The organism is Streptomyces sp. NPDC005728, from assembly GCF_040630895.1.
Lineage (GTDB): Bacteria > Actinomycetota > Actinomycetes > Streptomycetales > Streptomycetaceae > Streptomyces.
The window spans coordinates 1-13,359 of sequence record NZ_JBEXYL010000156.1; the positions used below are offsets into that span (position 1 = coordinate 1).

General features: G+C 68.1%; 8 protein-coding genes and 1 pseudogene. 5 read left to right on the top strand and 4 right to left on the bottom strand.

The genetic code is table 11. The annotated features are described in order from the left end of the window. Positions 1 to 567: D-alanyl-D-alanine carboxypeptidase/D-alanyl-D-alanine-endopeptidase (dacB, locus tag ABZ471_RS44735; protein WP_359074908.1), on the top strand; the 567-nt coding region annotated here is incomplete at its 5' end. Positions 568 to 1,123: 556 nt separating this feature from the next. Here the strand turns inward: dacB and ABZ471_RS44740 are convergent. Next, positions 1,124 to 1,597 (bottom strand): annotated as a pseudogene (locus ABZ471_RS44740) (hypothetical protein). Positions 1,598 to 2,860: 1,263 nt separating this feature from the next. Here ABZ471_RS44740 and ABZ471_RS44745 point away from each other — a divergent pair. Beyond that, positions 2,861 to 3,565, top strand: a complete 705-nt coding sequence (locus ABZ471_RS44745) for a hypothetical protein (RefSeq protein ID WP_359074909.1) — start codon at positions 2,861 to 2,863, stop codon at positions 3,563 to 3,565. Positions 3,566 to 4,194: 629 nt separating this feature from the next. Here the strand turns inward: ABZ471_RS44745 and ABZ471_RS44750 are convergent. Further along, a complete protein-coding gene (locus ABZ471_RS44750; protein WP_359074910.1) occupies positions 4,195 to 7,038 on the bottom strand; it encodes an AAA family ATPase in 2,844 nt (947 codons plus the stop codon). A gap of 587 nt (positions 7,039 to 7,625) precedes the next feature. Next, positions 7,626 to 8,156 carry an ATP-binding protein gene (locus tag ABZ471_RS44755; protein WP_359074911.1) on the bottom strand — a complete coding sequence of 177 codons (531 nt, stop codon included), beginning with the start codon at positions 8,154 to 8,156 and terminating at the stop codon, positions 7,626 to 7,628. A 1,284-nt stretch (positions 8,157 to 9,440) separates the two neighbouring features. Here ABZ471_RS44755 and ABZ471_RS44760 point away from each other — a divergent pair. After that, positions 9,441 to 9,815, top strand: coding sequence for a hypothetical protein (locus ABZ471_RS44760; RefSeq protein ID WP_359074912.1), 375 nt, complete (start codon positions 9,441 to 9,443; stop codon positions 9,813 to 9,815). Positions 9,816 to 10,023: 208 nt separating this feature from the next. Continuing rightward, positions 10,024 to 10,383 carry a metalloregulator ArsR/SmtB family transcription factor gene (locus ABZ471_RS44765; protein WP_359074913.1) on the top strand — a complete coding sequence of 120 codons (360 nt, stop codon included), beginning with the start codon at positions 10,024 to 10,026 and terminating at the stop codon, positions 10,381 to 10,383. A 658-nt stretch (positions 10,384 to 11,041) separates the two neighbouring features. Here the strand turns inward: ABZ471_RS44765 and ABZ471_RS44770 are convergent. After that, complete coding sequence (locus ABZ471_RS44770) at positions 11,042 to 11,644, bottom strand: hypothetical protein (protein WP_359074914.1); 603 nt, start codon at positions 11,642 to 11,644, stop codon at positions 11,042 to 11,044. A gap of 510 nt (positions 11,645 to 12,154) precedes the next feature. On the opposite strand from ABZ471_RS44770, the gene ABZ471_RS44775 reads away from it, so the two are divergent. Continuing rightward, positions 12,155 to 13,261, top strand: a complete 1,107-nt coding sequence (locus ABZ471_RS44775) for a phospholipase A2 (protein ID WP_359074915.1) — start codon at positions 12,155 to 12,157, stop codon at positions 13,259 to 13,261. Positions 13,262 to 13,359: the final 98 nt, after the last annotated feature.

Here is a 13,359-nt window from a genome sequence, read left to right on the forward strand (position 1 = left end):
AAGTCGGCGCCGCTGTCGGACATCGTCCACACGATGCTCAAGCACAGCGACAACAACATCGCCGAGACCCTGCTGCGGATGACGGCCCTGGGCGCCGGCCGCCCGGCCACCTTCGAGGGCGGCACTGAGGTCGTGCGCCGGGTGCTGAACCGGGTGTACGGCGTTTCACTCGACAACTTCGAACTCTACGACGGCAGCGGCCTGTCCCGGTCCGACCGCATCCCGGCCGCCACCCTCGCGCAGATCCTCGAACTGCTGACGAAGCCACGCTACGCGCACACCCTGGGCTCCATCCTCGACGGCCTGCCCGTCTCCGGCGAGGCCGGCAGCACGCTCGGCCCGGAGTACGGCCGCTTCGACGACGCCCACTCCAAGTGCGCGGTGGGCAAGGTACACGCGAAGACCGGCACCCTCACCGGCGCCATCGCGCTGAGCGGTCTGACTCAGGGCAAGGACGGCAAGTGGAAGGTGTTCTCCTTTGTCGAGAACGGCGCCACGGTCGAACCGAACGCCATCAAGGACGCCATGGACGACCTCGCGGCGACGGTCAACGGCTGCTACGTGTAGGGGAGTCAGCCTCGGTACCGGTGGGCTCTGGTATTCGACTGTCGCCAGATCCCCGGAGACCCCAGCCTGTTGGTGACCGATGGCGATCTGCGGCGGCGTAGCGACTGCATGCCTCGCCGGTCTCGTTCAGGAGTCGGGTGGTGGTAGCCGAGCGCGTCTGCGAGAGCGAGAAAGAGTTTCTCGCGCGCTACACCGATGCTGAAGCGGTTGGATTGCCGCGGTATGAATATGGCGGCTGTTACGCCGATCAGAGGTCCTGGCCAGCAGGAGCAGCCAACGCCCCGTGCAGATGTGCCAGGAGGCGGGCGCACCCCTGCATGCGCGGGGGTGCGCCGCCGGACCCGTCTGTCGCAGAAGAGGTAATCGGCCGTTCTGCCCGTGCACGAAGACTGGCGCCCGTCGGCCGCCCCGCTCGTGGTGGTGTACGCGCAGTCGGCTGCCGACGGCCAGATCTGTGGTCCCGGACGGACCACGACCGCCCGGGCGACTGATCCGCAGTTCGCACGAAAGTGGCCCGGCCCACGAGTGGGAGCAGGCTGCCGCGGTGGTGCGCTGGTCAGCGGCTGGCGCCCTCCGGCCACAACACCCGCACCGGGACACCAGTCCGCTCGGCGTACGCAACGACGTCCGCCGTCCCGCCGTACCCCCATGCGGGTTTCCCATCCCACACGGCGACCAGTTCGTCAGCGAGGCCGACGAGGGTTTCCGGGCCGGTCATGTGCGCGGTGGAGTCGGAAACGGTCATGCCGGTCTCGTGTACGTCGCTCGCGCGGGCCATCAGGGCGTCATAGGTGGGGTGATGCCATTCCGGTAGGCCCTCGCGGTACTGGGCTGCCGGGACGACGACCTCAAGGCGTCCGCCGGCGGAAAGCACGGCCTCGGCGAACTACGCGTCGGGGCCGTCCGCGATGCATGAGACAGCCTTCGGTTCGGCCGGGTCGTACCCGCTCACCGCATCGGTGAGCATCGCGTGCACCCGCGCCTCCACATCCGCGCTGAGCCCTCGATGACCCGTGATCCCCACCCGCATGCCTGGAGGATCACGTGGTCTCGGCGTCGGCCGCGGCCAGGACTGCGGCGAGGAAGTGCTCACCTCGCGGGCAAGCCGTGGCACGGCTCAGCAAGGGGCGCGGTGTGGGACGGCCATGAACTGTGAGCTCGCCGGCAGCGGCAGGGAACCGACTCCGGCACATATCGTCGACGGGCTGCCTGAGCTGGCCGAGCATCGCCGGGGCCTGGGAACGGTTGGGCGCACCGAAGGGAAGAAGGAAGGGACGGAGACCGCGGCGGCCGCACCTTTCCGCGACAGTGGTCTGTTCGTAGGGCCAACCGCCGGACGGCTGAGTTACGTGCGAGCGTGCGCAAGGAGAGTGCCACGCGACGTTGGCACAGGAACAGGTCCGGCCCGGCACGGGTGTAGGTATGGGCGACGGTCTTGCCCGCTCGGTGGCTGGGGTCCCGTCTGACGCGACAGCACAGGTCACCAGCACGGCCGCAGCCACAGAGACACCCTTTTTTCGTACACCCACGTGATGTCGTCCTTGGTGGTCCCAAGTCGATGAACCGGAAGTGGTGTTGGTATTGATCCTTGGACGGCGGTGCAATGGATGCTCACGCGCACCATGTGTGGCTGGTGCTGTAGCAGGGCGGCCCCAGGCCGGCACCGGTCCAGGCGGAGGCTGTGCCGGGTGTCGGCACGGAGGGTCCCGCCGTCGAGATCCGCGGCAGCGTGGAGCTGCCCGTGTGCATGAGCCGAGGCGGGCGGGCCCACAGGGGCGGCGGAGCGGTGCGGGACGGAGCCTGCGTGATCTGGGGTGTGAACCGGCTGGTGAGCCCGGCCATCCCCGTAGGGGTGAGCCTTCTTGTCGGCCCCATTGTCCGCAGGGTTTGAGCTGGGCTTGGCGGTGTCTGAGAAGTCCCCTGCCTCGGTGGAGGACGGGAGCGGGGCCCTGGTCGGGTGAGGTGAGCTCTCCGGTGTGGGGACCGCGGACACAGGGCCTGCGGCGCCGATGGAGTGGCCGTGCACTGGGAGGTGGATGACGGCGGCAGCCGCCACGAGGAACCCTGCGGCCGCCGTGATGCTCGCTGCGGGGCCCGCGTGGGCGAGACGACGGAGCCCTCGCTGGGCGGGTGCCGGTGCGACGCGGGACACGGAGGCGGCGTGGCGTCGAGCGGCGGCTGCGTATGCGGCACCGGCCCAGGGGAGGAGGGCCTCCGCCAGCGTCGCGTCCGGCTGCTCGTGCAGGCCGGCGAGTTGGGAGCGGGCCTGGGAACAGACAGGACAGGTCGCCAGATGCTGTTCGAGGCCGTCACCGGGGCAGGCTCCTGCGCTGCGGGTGCTGACGTCGAGGAGAGAGCTGAAGTGGCGGCACTGCTCGTTGCCGGACAGTTCGGCGTGGACGCGCAGGCAGACGTGGCGAAGCTGTTCCAGAGCGCGCTGCCGGAGGTCGGGCAGGCTCTCGGGGGCTATGCCCAGGGTGCGGCCGGTCTCGGCGGGAGCGCGCTGCTGCACAACGGTGTGCCACAGGATGGCCTGGGTGCGCTCCGGGAGTTGGTGGAACGCCCAAGTCGTAGGGCTGATGTCCCAGGTCGTCGAGCTGGTGTTCACGGTGGGCTGCGCGACGGTTGGATGGGCGGGGACGGTGTGCGTCTTCCGGTCCAGCCATTCGAGGAAGTCGGCGGCGACTTCTCCGCGGCGTACCGTGCCGGCCCACAGTTCGGCGGTCTGCTGGACGAGAAGGAACAGGTGGTGAGGCGGGGGCTGCGCCGTGTCCGGCGCAGTACGAATGTCGCGCACTGCGCGATGGAAGGACTCAAGCGCCAGGGCTGGTGCGGATTTGTCGGCCGCACACAGCCGGGCATAGTCGAGCAGGGCGGAAAAGTGACGTCTGCGCAGCTCGGCCGCAGCTTCCCGGATGCGCTTCCGGCGGACCCGGGGGTCCTCCGCGCCCGTCCGCTGTTCCGTCGGTACGGGTGGCTGCCGGTCCGTCGGTACTGATGTCGCAGGGATACGCAACCTCACGATGAGTGCGGCATCGGGCAGGTCGGCCCACACTACGGCTTCAGTGCCGCCTCCCTGGCCGTGGGCGTCGACGGAATCGGCGTTCCCGTGCGTGTCGATCTGCCGAGGCTTTTGGAGGGAGGCTCTGTCGCCCCGTTGCAGTTCTGTACGCCGCTGGGGAGTGCGCATGTGTGAAGGTCGGAATCGGGTGGCAGCAGGCGGCATGAGATGTTCCCTCTCCGTCGGGTCTCAGTCGGCTCTCAGTTGGGCGTCTCGAACTGCCGCCCCATGGAATACCGACGGGCGACAGTCTGGGCAGCGTTGCGGCGGTGAGAAGGCCGCCCGGACAACCGCTGGTCGCAGTCAATGCCGCGCGTCGCCGGGTCGGCAATGGAAAGGGGGTACTGCTGTGGCTCTCTATGGGGCCCGTCGGACAGGTACTTTCGGAGGGCAGCACCAAAACCTACGGACCACACAGGGGCTCTCACCGATCATGCCCGTTGGTCCCTGGGAGGGTGTGGTGTCATGTGATGCGGTGGTGCGCAGTCACCTGTGTCGTGGTGCTGCCGGAGACAGCCTGCAGCCGGCTTGAGGTCGGGCTCGTGCTGACGCACCGGCACAGTCGCTCAGACGATTCCTGCTCGGGAAGTCAACGGCTGGCCATCGACGTCGGTCAACGCTCGAGGGAGGTCTCTTCGCGTACCGATCCCAAGTTTGCGAAAGGCGCGAGTGAGGTGGAATTCCACGGTCCGGCGGGTGATGTACAGCGTCTCGGCGATCTGCTGGTTGGTCAGCCCCTGGGCAGCGAGCGTGGCGATATGGCGTTCCCTGGCGGTGAGTGCCGATACGCCCGACTGCCGTTTGCACCGGGGGCGGGCGCCGGTGGCGACCAGGGCGCGGTGGGCGCGTTCCGACAGAGGCCGGGCGTGCGAGGTTTCGGCGAGGTCGAGGGCCCGCCGGAGACGGGTGCGGGAATCCTCGATGTGTCCGTACGCATACAGCGCTTCGCCCAGGTCGGTCAGGGCCGAAGCGAGGTCGATGCGGGCCGGTGTCGCTTCCAGCAGTGTGACCGCCTCGGTCAGCGTGTCGATGGCATCCGGGCCGGTGGTGAGGCGGCCGAGGGTGCGCAGGGTCGCGGCCAGGGTACGGGGGCTGCCCCAGGCCCGGGCGAGCTCCAGTTCCTCATGGGTCAGACGGACCGCGGTGGCAGGATCGCCGCGGCGTTGGTGGATCAGGGCGGCTCTGGAACGCCAGCGGACCAGAGCGGGGTTGTCGTAGCCGCCCTCTGTCTGACGGCGGCCGCACTCCTCCAGGTCGGCCAGCGCTGCCTCCGGCTGCCCCTGGGCAAGCAACAGCCGGGCACGGGCGGCCAGCAGGGGTGTCCAGCTCCAGTGCCTGCCCACCGGCTCCGCGAACGGGGCCCGGCACACCCGGGCGGCTTCGGGGACGTCGCCGAGATCGATGAGGGCGTGGACAGCCTGGGCCGTGGCATAGGGCCGGTAGCGCTGGTGGGCCGGTGCCATGGCGAGCGCCTGTGTGCCGTGGTCCAAAGCGGCTCGGGGGTTTCCCAGGCGATGGGCCAGTTTGGCCCGGATGGACAGCAGCAGGGGCTGCAATGGTGAGGGCCGTTCCTCCAGGGCTGCGCCGACCACGTGCCGGTGCCAGCGTGCGGCCTCGGCCAGCCGGTCGGCATGCAGCAGCGCGATGACGGCGAACGTACCGGTGAGCACCGGGTCCGCGGGCGGTCCGAAGCGGGCCAGGGCGCGTTCGGCGAGCGCGGCGGCAGTGTGCGCGCTCTGGCCGGTGAGTGTGGTCTTCAGCGCGAGGGCTGCCAACAGAAGGCGCTGGCCAGGAGTATCGCCGGGCAGGTCGTCGCCGATGCCGCCCCGGCTGATCCACGCATCCGCCAGCCGGGGTGTGTCCTCCATCAGCAGCAGGATGCCCTGGGCCCACAGCCGGTACAGCGATTCACGGTCCGCCTCGGGGATCTCGGCCGCGAGCGAATCCAGCAGGCCGACGGCTTCCTCGCCGTGGCCGGTGCGCGTCAGCGCTTCGGCCAGGTGCGGGACCAGTCGCACCCGCCCTGCGGAATCGGTCTCCGCCACCGCCGTACGCAGATGTCCGGCGGCGGCGGCCGGGTCCGAGTCGAGCTCGGTGATGCCCAACTGGGCCAGGATCTGCGCGCGGTCTGCCTTGTCCGGCGGTTCACGCAGTGCCCTTCGCAGATAGTCGCTGGAGGTGCGGATCTCAAGGCTGTCCAGTGCCTGTTGTGCCGCCGTACGCAGTATCCGTACCCGCCATGGGAGCCCCCCGGGCTCGGTGGCGAGCAGCAGGTCGGCCACCTCCCGTTCGTCTCCACCGAGCGCCAGCAGTGCGTCGGCCGCCCGCGAGCGCAGCTCGTTGCGCGCCGCGGTGTCGGTCTGCGCCAGCATCGCATCCTGCAGGAGAGGGTGGCGCACCTGCCACGGCGGTCCTGTCTCCAACAGGCCGGCCTGTTCCAACGCGGTGACCGCAGTGGTCACGGCGAGGTTGTCCAGACCGGTGATCTCGCACAGCAACGCCTGCCGGGTGGTGCGGCCGAGCGTGGCCACTGCCATGGCCACGCGGGCGACCGCGGGCGAGTGCCGGCGCAGCAGGGCCCGCAGATGGTGGACCAGGCCACGCGCCGCCAACGCCGTCAGCCGTGGCAGCTCCGAGCACACCGGGGGGATACCGCTGCGGGCGAGGTCTTCGGCGAGCGCCCGCAGCAGGCGGGGGCTGCCGCCAGCGGCCGCTGCGTACAGGGCGGCGACCCCGGCGTCGGGTTGGGCACCCAGCGTGGTCCCGAGGCACTGCGCGGCGGCGATCGGCGACAGCGGCGCAGGGCGCAGCTGCCGGCACGCCGGATGGGCGGCCAGGTCGAGCGCCAGTGTGTCCTCGGTGCCGCTCTCACCGGTGCGTACCGCGGCGGCCAGCGCTATCCGGTTGCCCCGCAACCGGCGCGCCAGATAGGCCAGCCACTGCCGTGACCATGGGTCGGCATCGTGCGCGTCATCGACCAACATCAGCAGCGGGGCGCGTTCCGCCAGTCGTAGCGCCACCAGATGCAGCCCGTGCAACTGCGGGAAGGCGGCATCCTTGGCGTCGCCGCAGGTCCAGGCGTCCCCGCCGGACGGTTCGAAGACGGCACGGGCGGCGTCGGCGGCACCGGCCAACAAAGCGGCGCTCCCGTCGGGGTCGGCCGCGACCAGGGCCGGTTCGAGGAGCTGGCGCACCACACCGAACGGCATGTTCCGTTCCAGAGCGCTGCAGTGAGCCTGGAGCACCATCAGTCCCCGCTCGTGCCCGTGCCGAGCTGCCGCCGCCAGGAGGGCGCTCTTACCGACTCCGGCGGGTCCTTCGACAAGTACCGTCGTATGTTCCCCACCGCGGGCCTGCTCGACCAGCGAACGCAACGCATCGAGCTCTGCCGCCCGTTCCACCAGTGTCACCACGAACTCCACTCGCCATGGCCTGTCCCGGTCAGGGCCCGATGGTGTGGGGGCTCAGCGGGGAATGACGGCCTGCTTACGCGGTCGGCGGCCTCGCCCGGGGACGGAGGTCGCAACGTCGCTGAGGGCTCCGAGGGCGGGCGGCACGGGAGCCGGGCTACGGCGCCTTGGCCTGTCCGGCTTCCACGCTGTCCGGAGCGTTCCTGCTTTCCGTGTAGGGCTCCGCGTCCGGCGCCTCCGCCGGTTTCATGATCGGCACTTCGTCCCGATATTCCGTTCGGAATTGCCCTTCGGGATCCTCCACTCGGGGTTTCCGCTCGGGTGCCGTACGGCCTGTACGAGTTTTATACGTGTGCCACGCGGTTTTTGAAGCCCCTGCCGGTCCGTTGATGTCGCCCGTTCATGCCCGCAGACGAACGGTGTTCTCGCAGGTCATCGGTAAGGTGGGCAGCAGGCTGCCCGCTGTTTGCGACCGTTCGGACGAACCCGGTCGCCCGTTTCCGGGCTACTGACCGGCCGCATCCTGTGGCCCGCGGGTTGACCAGGCGCCGGCCCGTGCGGCGCCAACCCGCATGGCATGGAGTGCTTCAGGCCGCCATGGGTCGGCCGGTGCGGGTCTCGGTTCCGCGTGGCAGTGATGCTCGGACCCACTTGCCTCCGCCGGGCTTCAGGCCGGATGTCCAGGACGCCAGTGTCGCGATGATCACCAGCCCGCGTCCGCGGATGTCTTCGCCGGCGGCCGCGCGCTGCACGGGCTGGACAGGGGACGCGTCATGCACCTCGATGTGGAGTACGTCGGGATGCAGTGCGAGCGTCAAAGTGATCACTGACTCCGACGGCCGCTCGGATTGCGGCGCGTGCTCGCGGCCGTGTCCGTCCGGCGGCAGCTGAACACCGTGCTGGATCGCGTTCGTGGCCAGCTCACAGACGATGAGCACCGCCGCATCGATGGTCTCCTCGCCCTCGCCCCACCTACGCAGCGCTTCTCTGGTGAACGCCCGAGCCTGCCGGGGGGCGGACAGCGCGGCATGAAATGCGAGCGAGGCGGAGACGGATCCAGCATCACGGAAGAATGTCGCAGCATGCCGGGGAATGGTGCATTCGGGAACAGCATTCATGTTCCTGACCCTTCAGGAAAGCCCGCGATCGGCCGTTGAGCTGTCGCGTTCTCAGGGGGGTTCACCGATCTGCTGCAGTGCCTGGAATGGTAGGCGGCACGGCCGGCGGATCTTAACGGATGTCGCGCTGCAGCTGTTGCAGCCATCACAGTTGCTGCTCGGACGAGCAGATACAGCTCAATTGCGCTGCCTGCACTTCCATTAAAGATCACCTAAGGCTGAAGTCAATGGATTCAGGATCGTTTTTTGAAAGATGAGCGAATACTGCTCGTCTGAGCACATTCTCCGCCGCCTGGATGCCTGGCCGTCTTCCTTTCGCCGATCTCGGTGACTGTGTGCAGTATTCGGAGTACGTTCCGTTGTCTCCATTGCGGCATGCGGTATTCCATCTGACCAGTTGCGATCATGGCGCCTGCCCCGACTGAGGTCAGGGCGAGGGCGGCGTAGTGCCACCAGGCAGGGCCCTTGCAAGTCGCACTTCTTTGATGTCTTCGCTGGTCAGGAGTTGATCGCGAAGAGGTCGAGGGGTGCGGTGAAGGGGTGATTGGACAGGTCGCGGACGCCTTCGGTCATGTTCTGGACCACCTGGGCGCGGAATCGGTTGAGGGTGGTGGGTCTTGGACGACTGCCTGTACCAACGAGCTCCGGTGCTCTACGGCGGAAACCCGTCAAGACCCCTTGTGCTGACTACCTGGCCTTGGAGAAAGCCCCGTGTTGCGCAGGGTGGCCATGTTCTCGGGGTCGTGTCCGGTGCGGATCTGGGAGCGGCCCTCGTCCCAGGGGTGTCGCGCGTGTGGTGGATTTTGTTTTGAGCTCGTGACGCGATCACGAGTGGGGACGGCGAGGCGCTTGGCGTGGTGGAGCAGGGCGAAAGCTCGGCCTGGTCGCCGTGCACGTATGTCGCCGTGCACGTATGGAGAGTGCGCGTTGTAGGCCTTGCCGACGAGCCCGGCGACTTGTTCGTGGTGGCTGGCGCTCTGCCACATCGTAGCGGCGCGGATCTTGACCTTGCGGCTCCTCCGTCTCGATGGGCAGTGTCGTGGCTCGTGCCACAACACGTCCCAGGCCCCCGACGGGCCACGGACCGAGGTCCCGGCGTCAACTTCATGGCCGGACACGGCACTTCCGGTCCGTCGAACGATCCGGTCGCGCCGTTGTCCGGTCGTCATAGGTCAGTCCCAAAGAGTTTCTCCAGACGTGATGGCGGCGTGCATACGGTCCGGACACCGAGGCGGGTCGCCAGTACCGGCCCGCGCAGTCAACGGCTCGTAAATGGGAGGCGCTGTGGCGAGTGTGGAAGTGTCGCTGAAGGAGATGATGGCCGGGGTTGAGGGAGTCCTGGGAGCCGCCGTCGTCGACTACACCAGCGGAATGGCGCTGGGCACGCTCGGCGGGGGCAAGGACCTGGACCTGACCGTCGCCGCGGCCGGCAACACGGATGTCATCCGGGCCAAGGTCCGCACCATGGAGCAGTTGGGTCTCAAGGGCCAGATCGAGGACATCCTGATCACGCTGGACCGCCAGTATCACCTGATCCGCCTGGTAACCGGTCGTACCGGCAACGGGCTGTTCCTCTACCTCGTCCTCGACAAGGCCCGATCAAACCTGGCGATGGCCCGCCACCAACTCAAGCGTGTGGAGGAGGCGATCGAGATCTAGCCCGCCCGAGGACGCCGGTGGCCACGCCTGCCCATCATGTGAAGACTTCTTCAAGTCACCACATCAGCATGGTGCCAATGTGCGTTCCTGCCGAGTCCGAGGCGTGAAGGATCGGCATCCGAGGGCGGTCTGTGGTGCGGCGATGTCCTCGGATGCCGCCGCACCACGGCAGCCGCAATCTCACCCAGCCGACCAGGAGCGAGCATCCATGCAAGCCCCCCTCTACCAGGTCAAGGCGGAGTTCTTCCGCATGCTCGGCCACCCCGTACGCATCAGGGTGCTGGAACTCCTCCAGCACGGGCCGGTGTCCGTACGGGACCTGCTGGCCGACATCGACATCGAGCCGTCCAGCCTGTCGCAACAGCTGGCCGTCCTGCGGCGCTCCGGCATCGTCGTGTCCATGCGGGAGGGCTCCACCGTCCGCTACGCGCTCGCCGGGGGAGATGTCGCCGAACTCCTGCGTGCCGCCCGCCGTATCCTCACCGAGCTCCTCACCGGCCAGAACCAGCTCCTCGCCGAACTCCAGCAGGCCGACGCTCCGCCCCAACCCCTGCACACCACCAGGTGAGGCGGCACCGCCCTGGCCACCGACTCCGAGACCGAGTCGAGATCCATCAGCCCGATGCGGTGCCGCCGTCACCTGGTGGTGCGCGGGATCCGCTCAGGAGCTTGTCTCCGCGCTGCCGTCTCAGGGAAGTTACGGGTAGCGGGCGAGGGCACCTGGCGTGCCGGACCGCGCTCCGACTCCATCGCGGGCCGTGTCAGCGCGGCCAGGCTCGGGGTGCAGCCAGGCGATGATCCGCCGCACGGTGTCCATCGACACGGAATGCCGAACCCCGAGCGCCCCGCGCACCGGGACGTCCAGACGGTCCAGGGTGTCCTGCGGGGCCCGCCGCCGCTGCCCAACCGCCGCCTACGAACGCGCCCCGGCCGCGACCGCGCAGGCCGCCGCCCGCACCAACGCGGCCGGCGGATGCCGCTTGCCCCGACGGCCGCGAGGATCCCAGCCCTCGACCGCGTCACCCGCCGAGGTGACGGAACAGGACGGTAGGAGCGCAGGCACGGCAGACTCACGAATCACCGAAGCTCCGTTGTATGCAAGGGACTTGAGAGGTCGCTCACACCAACGGAGCTTCGGCATGTCCGGTCACCCCCACCCCGAACAGCCGCTTCACAAGATCACCCTGACCTTGCAAGAGCCCTGCTGTCACACAGAAGCGATGGCGTTAACCCGCTGTGGGCGTGCTCTTGAAAAACTGTCCGCCGAATTGGCTGGTGAGCCAATTGGCGGCCGGTCCCACCACACCGCCGATGTTCTCCCCCAATTGCTCGTCAGCAGCAGCCTGTTCGGCCCTTCCTGCCTCGGTGTCCTCGCCGTAGACGTTCGGACCGACGGTGTAACGGAAGTCGTGCTGAGCGCAGGCGTCCACGTCCTGCTGCGTGACGCCTGCGCTCGGGACGCCGGTGCAGCCGTTGGAGTAGAAGCTTCGCTGCAGCTCCTCCGCTCGCTGCCGCAGCTCCGGATTCGCTTCGTCGTCCGGATTCTGGCTCAGTACTGCGTTCCTGAGTGTGGTGAACGACTGATTGTCCATCCCCGCGATGGTCTGGTAGAGACCCTCGTCGAAGTCTGCACCTGGGTCGGAGGCACTAGGTTCGCCGGGCCCCTCGTCGAGCTGTCCGGCATGATCCATGTACTGTTCCGCGTTGTCCTCAAAGGCCGGCTGCGACTGCCCGGCAGAGGGATCCGCGGCATCGTCCGTCGCCGCCTGCGCGGTGGTGGCGCTGAGGCCGAGGCCGGTGAGCCCGAGGGCCACGGTGGCGACGCTCATACTCACTCGCCGTGCGGTAGGCGAATACGACGGCTTGCGATGTATTCCCATTACTGCTCTCCATTCGGTCGGTTGTGCGGGTACTCCCAAGACCACTCAATGGCACCACCGCGCCACCCACAACTACTTGTCACTATTGCTGCGGCGAAATCCAGGGACCCACTGGCCAATACCTACGGCTTCCGCAGTCTTACCCTCCCCCTGACCTCGATTCGTCAGCGGAGTTACGGGTAGGAGAGAAAACCAATCACACACCAGGCCGGGACGCAGGACGCCCATCGGCAGCCGGATCCACCCACGGAATCGAGCGGTGGGCCGAACGCCGACCTCGATGAGCCATCTGAACGTCCGGTTCGGTCCCTCCGTAGGAATGCGGCCGGGCATCCGTAGGTAAGCGGCTGCGGGTTCGCAGTGTTCGCCGTAGCAATGTCAGTGATCCGTTGTCACTTAGGCGGCGAGACCATTGACTGTGCTCAGGCGATCGGAGGCTGGAATTCGAGTCTCCGTCATATGCGCCTGCAACCGACCGGATTGGAAGGCAACTGCACAGTGGGAAAGCATCGCAAGTCGTCGGATTCACACGCTACGCGGCGCGTGGGCATGAGCGTCGCCACGGTGGCCCTCGGCGTCACCGGCCTGGGGTTCAGTGGCGGCACAGCATTTGCGGACAGCGGGTCCTTCAACGCCAACAAGTTCAGGGAGTTGATGACCGAACCCCTGGACACATTCGCGTCGACCCAGAAGCAGCACGATCCCAACGATTCCACCCCGGACGCGGACGGCATGCGGTGGGACCGCGATGGCTGCTCCGTCCCAGGCCCGGTCAATTCGGCTGCCACCTTCATGGGGCAGCCCTTGAGAGGCACGCCCGCGGACGATGCCTGCAACCGGCACGATGCCGCCTACCGCACCCTTCAGAAGGCAGGTAGGTGGAACCCGAACAGTCATGCCGACGCCGACCGGCGCTTCGCCGCTGATCTCCACGACCTCCAACAGGGCGGGAAAATCTCGGAAGTTCAGGAGACCGGCCTGGCACTCGGCGCTGGGCTCGGCTCAAAACTCCCGAGTGCGATCGGCTCCACCGAGATCAACGGGCTCCCTGAATACGACGGAAGCACGGACAGTCCTTACCAAGACCCCGCTGCAGACACACACCGCTCCAAGCGCAGCCTGGACGATCCTGAGCCTCCCCAGGAGCCGGACAGCGGTCCTCGGCATGCGGCGGGCGGACCCGACCCGGACTCCCAAGAGGCCGGCTATGCCACGGCCCGGCAGGAGGGAGACCCATGGGGTGACAGCACCTCTCAGGGGTCGGACGAGGCACCCGAATCCGTCGGCATGTCCGAGGAGACCCCGGACGGTTCGTCCTTCGCCCCGTCGAACGACGACTCCTTCCAGGGAGCGGATGAGGGGACGTTCGACCAGACGGACGACGGCACTTCCGAGCAGCCGGAGGGCGCGTTCGCCCAGGAGTCGGATGGTGTGTCCGCGTTGGGCCAGGCGTCCTCGGAGGAGACGATCGACGGCGGGTCGTTCGATCAGTCGCAGAATGTGTCCTTCCCGGCCTCGGACGACGGGTCCTCCCCGTGCTGGGGCGACGGGTTCGCCGAGCGCTGATCCTGCCCCACCCCACAACCAGGCCCCCGCACTCCCACCCTTCGCAGACACCCCACACCTGGCACGACGAGCACGTCGCACGACCTGGCTGCACGAGG

Excerpts from the sequence above, each read along its gene's own strand:
- ABZ471_RS44745 (WP_359074909.1), top strand. The coding sequence starts at position 2,861 with ATGCTGTTCGAGGCCGTCACCGGGGCAGGCTCCTGCGCTGCGGGTGCT.
- ABZ471_RS44755 (WP_359074911.1), bottom strand. The coding sequence starts at position 8,156 with ATGAATGCTGTTCCCGAATGCACCATTCCCCGGCATGCTGCGACATTC.
- ABZ471_RS44765 (WP_359074913.1), top strand. The coding sequence starts at position 10,024 with ATGCAAGCCCCCCTCTACCAGGTCAAGGCGGAGTTCTTCCGCATGCTC.
- ABZ471_RS44770 (WP_359074914.1), bottom strand. The coding sequence starts at position 11,644 with ATGAGCGTCGCCACCGTGGCCCTCGGGCTCACCGGCCTCGGCCTCAGC.
- ABZ471_RS44775 (WP_359074915.1), top strand. The coding sequence starts at position 12,155 with ATGCGCCTGCAACCGACCGGATTGGAAGGCAACTGCACAGTGGGAAAG.